Origin of the sequence: Actinosynnema sp. NPDC023658, from assembly GCF_040639995.1 — a bacterium.
Classification (GTDB): Bacteria; Actinomycetota; Actinomycetes; order Mycobacteriales; family Pseudonocardiaceae; genus Actinosynnema.
In genome coordinates, this window is record NZ_JBFAAX010001127.1 from 1 (window position 1) to 1,687 (window position 1,687).

Below are 1,687 nucleotides of genomic sequence, written 5' to 3' on the forward strand. Positions count from 1 at the left end.
CCCGCCGAGCCGGCACCCGCCGAGCCGGCACCCGCCGAGCCGGTGCCCGCGGTGGTCAGGGCGCGGCGGTGTAGTGGTGGGCGCGGGTCGCGTTGGCGGCCGCGTCACCGAGGTGGATCACGACCCGGCAGCCTGGGTCGCCCAGAGCGATGCGCTCCTCCAGCGTGACCGCGGCACGGCCGGTGTTGCGGGCGGCGATGCCGCCGAACACCGAGGTGGTCATGCGGCACAGCGACGGCGAGAGCTGCACCTCCGGACCGAACGGGCACTGGCCGTTGACCAGCACGATCCGCTCGTCGGTCACCTCCACCACCCGGAAGCTCCCGCCGATGGCGGTCTTGAGCCGGACCACGCAGTCCGCGATCTGCTCTGCCGACAGCGCCGCGCCGCTGATCTCGGTGGCCTGCCGGTACTCCAGCTCGACCTGCCCGCCGATGTCGACGGCGACCTGGGCGATGGCGCGCTGCGCCGCGTCGGGGCCCTGCTGCACCTCCACGGCGTTCGCCAGCTGCACGACCAGCGCGCGCAGGAAGCTCTCCCGGCCGAAAGCGCCGCGGGGAGCGGCCTCGGACAGGTGCGGCAGGGGGTTGACGGTGTGCCGCGGCGGGTCGATCGGCTCGATCGGACGCGCCACCGGCAGCACCGACTCGACGGCCTTGCCGACCCGGCGTGCGGCGACGCTGAACTCCGGCGCGAGCTGGGAGATCAGCCAGAGCCCCCGACCGCGGTGCTGCGCGGTGTCGGGGACCTGCTCGGGCAGGGCGAACGTGGCGCCCATGTCCCTCACGGTGAGCACCGGGTGCGGCCCGGACCACTCCAGGGACACCCAGATCGGGCCGTCGCTGTGGTCGATGGCGTTGGCCAGCATCTCCTCCGCGATCAGCTCGGCGTCGGCCAGCTGGTCGGCCGAGGCGCTCGAGTGGCGGGCCAGGTAGTCCCTGTTGTCCCGGCGCAGCGCGGTCGGCACCCTCCGGTCGTGTCTGTCCAGGAACCAGTCCACAGGCAGCACGTCTTCCCAGGTCATCGGCCGCCGTGCGCGGACCGTTCAGGAGAACAGGGTATTACTCCGACGACGAGGTGTCAGCGGACGACCGGCTTACCGCTGGTGCAGGTGCATCAGCGCCCGGACCGTCGTGCCGTCCGGACCGGTGTGCACGCGCACCAGGTCGGCCAGGTCGTTGACCAGGAGCAGCCCCAACCCCGACGACCGGCCCGCCTCCGGTGGGCGGCGTCCGGCCAGCGGGTCGGTCAACCGGCCGCCGTCGCGGACCTGGCACACCAGGTGACCGTCCTCGGCCCAGACGTCGAGCCGGCACGGGCCGGAGGTGTGCACGAGGCTGTTGGTGACCAGCTCACCCGCGATGAGCTCCAGGTCGGCCAGCCGCTCCTCGGCCAGCCCGCAACCGCGGGCGCGGTGCGCGGCGTACCCGCGGGCGCCCGAGACGTCGACGGGCTTCGCCACCGTGAACCCGTCGTCCTCGGCGGAGTGGGGCAGCGGCGCGTTGTAGCGGGCCACGACGTGCCCGGGGGCGTAGTGGTCGCTGCGGTAGCGCCGGTCGTCCTCCCAGAGCACCGGGTGGGTCTGCCGGGCGTCCGCGAGCGCGGTGGCGTCCAGCGTCGAGGTGTCGTAGGGGCACACGATGGTGACGTCCCGGCCGGTGAACGCGGCGTTGATCAGCGCTTCGTG

2 protein-coding genes are annotated in these 1,687 nt (G+C 73.6%); both read right to left on the minus strand.

Features of this window, described 5'->3' with window-relative positions:
• Positions 1–55 precede the first annotated feature (55 nt).
• Positions 56–1,024 carry a methanogen output domain 1-containing protein gene (locus tag AB0G02_RS38795; RefSeq protein ID WP_360805085.1) on the minus strand — a complete coding sequence of 323 codons (969 nt, stop codon included), beginning with the start codon at positions 1,022–1,024 and terminating at the stop codon, positions 56–58.
• 72 nt (positions 1,025–1,096) lie between these two features.
• The coding region (locus tag AB0G02_RS38800; protein ID WP_360805088.1) for an anti-sigma factor RsbA family regulatory protein at positions 1,097–1,687 on the minus strand (591 nt) is incomplete at its 5' end.